At 26.6% G+C, this 3,461-nt stretch carries 6 protein-coding genes; all 6 read left to right on the plus strand.

Features of this window, described 5'->3' with window-relative positions; genetic code table 11:
- Positions 1 to 440 (plus strand): ATP-binding protein (locus ACERKK_RS12260; protein WP_373773362.1); only part of this gene is annotated, 440 nt, incomplete at its 5' end.
- Positions 441 to 525: 85 nt separating this feature from the next.
- On the plus strand, positions 526 to 1,353 hold the full coding sequence (locus ACERKK_RS12265; RefSeq protein ID WP_373773363.1) for a YmdB family metallophosphoesterase: 828 nt from the start codon (positions 526 to 528) through the stop codon (positions 1,351 to 1,353).
- On the plus strand, positions 1,346 to 1,987 hold the full coding sequence (locus ACERKK_RS12270) for a 3-methyladenine DNA glycosylase (RefSeq protein WP_373773364.1): 642 nt from the start codon (positions 1,346 to 1,348) through the stop codon (positions 1,985 to 1,987). Before ACERKK_RS12265 ends, ACERKK_RS12270 begins: the two co-directional genes overlap by 8 nt.
- Positions 1,988 to 1,990: 3 nt before the next feature.
- The gene (locus ACERKK_RS12275; protein ID WP_373773365.1) at positions 1,991 to 2,782 is read left to right on the plus strand and encodes a hypothetical protein; all 792 of its coding nucleotides are present in this window, start codon (positions 1,991 to 1,993) and stop codon (positions 2,780 to 2,782) included.
- Positions 2,783 to 2,787: 5 nt separating this feature from the next.
- Complete coding sequence (locus ACERKK_RS12280) at positions 2,788 to 3,048, plus strand: hypothetical protein (protein ID WP_373773366.1); 261 nt, start codon at positions 2,788 to 2,790, stop codon at positions 3,046 to 3,048.
- Between the two features lie 23 nt (positions 3,049 to 3,071).
- Positions 3,072 to 3,461 (plus strand): class I SAM-dependent methyltransferase (locus ACERKK_RS12285; protein ID WP_373773367.1); only part of this gene is annotated, 390 nt, incomplete at its 3' end.

The following is a 3,461-nucleotide window of genomic DNA, read 5'->3' on the forward strand; positions in this document are numbered from 1 at the left end:
CAATGGCATATAATAGGTCAAAACAAATTACAAGAATTTACATAAATGGTAATATATTTAAAATTGATAATATAAATAAAAATGAGTATGAATTTGTTTGTAAGATTCAAAAAGAGAGATTAGTACAAGTTTGGATAATTATAATAAATAATGCATTAGATGAGTTAATTAAAATTCAAGACTATGAAAAAAGAGCTTTATATATTAATATAGAACAAAAAGATGAAAGTATTATTACCACATTTAAAGATAATGCAGGTGGAATTAATGATGATATTTTAGATAATATCTTTGATCCTTTTGTTTCGTCTAAGCAACACAGTGGTATGGGAGTTGGTCTAAATATCGCAAAAAAAATTATTGATCAACAAAATGGAGAACTTATTGCATATAATGAAGATGATGGAGCAGTATTCCAAATTACTTTAAAAAAAGTATAAAAATTAAATGAAAAAAAGTTATACCTAAACTTACAATTGTTACAATCGCAAAACAAAAAGTTAGATTACACTTTTAAGGATAAATTTGAAAATTGCATTTATAGGTGACATAGTAGGAAGACCTGGACGAAAAATAATAAAAGATAATTTGACTAAAATTAAAGAAGAGTTTGGTATTGATTTTGTAATAGCAAATGGTGAAAATGCTAGTCATGGTTTTGGTTTAACAATTAAAAATTGTGATGAACTGTTAAAAATGGGAATTGATTTAATAACTGGTGGAAATCATTCATTTGATAAGAAAAAAGATATGATGGTTTTACTTGAAACTAAACCAGTTTTAAGACCTGATAACTATCCAGAAGGATTAATTGGTTCTGGACTTAAAGTTTGTGATGTACAAACAGCAAATGGAATAGAAAAACTAGCAGTTATAAATCTTATGGGTCAATTTGCTATGCCAACTGTTGAAAATCCATTTAACTGGGCAAAAAAATTATTACTTCAATTACAAGAAGATGGAATTAAAAATATTTTTGTTGATTTTCATGCTGAAGCTACAAGTGAAAAAAGAGTTTTATTAATGATGTTACAAAACCAAGTAAGTGGAATTTGTGGTACTCATACTCATATTGGAACTGATGATTTACAAATTTTTAATAATACAGCTTATTTAACTGACATTGGATTAACAGGTTGTAGAGATAATGTAATTGGTATGGATAAAAAAGTACCAATACAAAAAGCAACAACTGGACTTGGTGGACATTTTGAAGTTCCAAGTACAGGTAAGTCAATTTTACAAATTATGGTAATTGATATAAATGAAGATGGAAAAGCAATAGATTGTTTTAAAATCAAAAAACTATGTAACAATAATGAATATATAATTACAAAGGCAATGATTGATTAGTATATTAAATTCTTATGACCTTTTTATATATTTAAAAGATCAAAATTTAATAGATGAAACAAATGAATATTGGTGGCCTAGTTCAACTTCCTTTGAAGTTTTATTAGGTGCCATATTAACTCAAAATACTAAATGGACTAATGTAGAAAAATCATTAGAAAACTTAAAAAAACTAAATATCAACTCTCTTGAAAACTTAGCAAATATACCTTTAGAAACATTAACAAATGCAATTACTCCAAGTGGATTTAAAAATCAAAAAGCAATACGATTAATTTTATTGGCAAATAATATATTAGATGAATATTCAAACTTTGAAAATTTTTGCAGCAATACTACAAGAGATTGGTTATTGGGGCAAAAAGGAATAGGTGCTGAAACTGCAGATGCAATTTTATGTTACTGTTGTAAGCAAGATTTTATGGTAGTTGATTCATATACAAACAAACTTCTAAAAAGATTTGGCTATGAATTTGAATCATATGAAGAGCTCCAAGGATGGTGCGAATATGGAATTAATGAAAATTACGATAAAATAGCGCAATTATATAACTCAAAAATAACATTAAATAAAATTTATGCTAGATTTCATGGAAAAATAATAGAGTTTATGAAACGCAATCCAAAGGGTTAATTTATGATAATAATTCCGCAAACAAAAGGTGGAGTAGGGAAATCTACTGTTGCAATGCAAGTTATTGCACCTTATTTGTTTAAAAAACATGGTAAAAAAATTACTTATATTGAAATTGATGATGAAAACAATGATTCTAAGTCGTTTACTAGAACTGAAATTGTAAATAAAAGAATGTTAGGTACAAATAGATTAACTGAACTTGATGAATTAATTTTAATGGATGATAATCATGAAGTTATTGTTGATGTTGGTGGAAATAAAACTTCTGCATTAGTTTTAGATGAAATTAAAAAAGTTGGTTCATTTGGAAATGTTAAATGGATTATTCCTTTAGGTGATGGTGAGCTTGATGGAAAAAATGCAATTTCTACAATGAAGAAAATTAAAAAGATTGAACAAAACTCAGAAGACAATGTGATTTTTGCTTTAAATAGAGCAATCTCGATGCATCCTGATTATATTCAAGAACAGTTTATTAACTTTTTTGGTCATAAATATTTAGAGTCAAACTCAGTAATTTGTGATTTTGTTAAAGACCCAAAATATTTCCCTGTAAAAAATGACAAGGTTATTACTATGAGTAGATACCTAGGTTCAACAGTTTGGGAAATGGCTTATAATAATACTGATTTTGCTGCAAAAGCAATTGAGGCAAAAGAGTTAGGAAATATTGAAAGTGCAAGAAAATATCTGTTCTTTAGAAGAATTCAAACTGAATCTAAAGATTATGTTCTTGGTGTTTTAAATAAAATATTTTGTGATTTAGATGATTGGATTGATATAAAAAAATGAGTGAAATGAGTTTTAAACAAGCAAAAGATCTTGTTGAGCGAATGGAATTTTCAGAAATAGCACTAAAGCGTGCTGTTTCTACATTAGATAAATCAACTAAAATCTTTGATAAATCATCTAGAGATTTTGATAATACTTTAAAACAACAAGAAGATATTTTAACAAGAATTCCTCAAGCTAATAAAAAAATTTCATATATGTTTATTGCAGTTGCTATAAATATTGGTTTTATTTTAGGATTAGTTATTGGTAAATATGTTTTATAAAAAAAGAAAAATAGGAAAGTAATATGGGTAAACAAGAAAAAATCGTATCAATGTTCAATGATATTGCAGGTACTTATGATGTAGCAAATAGAGTTCTTTCAATGGGAATTGATAAATCATGGAGAAATAAAGCTTGTAATAAAACATTTGAACTTTACAATAGTAAAAAAATTGAAAAAATAGTTGATGTTGCTTGTGGTACTGGTGATATGATTTTATTTTGGAAAAAAGTTGCTGAAAAAAACAATATTACATTTGATAATATTATTGGAATAGATCCAAGTGTTGGAATGATGGAAGTTGGAAAACAAAAACTACCTGATGTTGAGTTTATTGAAGCAGGAGCTGCAAATATGCCTTTAGAGAATAATAGTGCGGATATTATTTCAATCTCTTATGGAATTAGAAATGTA

It is taken from the genome of Poseidonibacter sp. (assembly GCF_041821165.1).
Lineage (GTDB): Bacteria > Campylobacterota > Campylobacteria > Campylobacterales > Arcobacteraceae > Poseidonibacter.

Bases quoted from the DNA above. Each gene is read 5' to 3' on its own strand.
- ACERKK_RS12275 (WP_373773365.1), top strand. From the start codon at position 1,991: ATGATAATAATTCCGCAAACAAAAGGTGGAGTAGGGAAATCTACTGTT.
- ACERKK_RS12280 (WP_373773366.1), top strand. From the start codon at position 2,788: ATGAGTTTTAAACAAGCAAAAGATCTTGTTGAGCGAATGGAATTTTCA.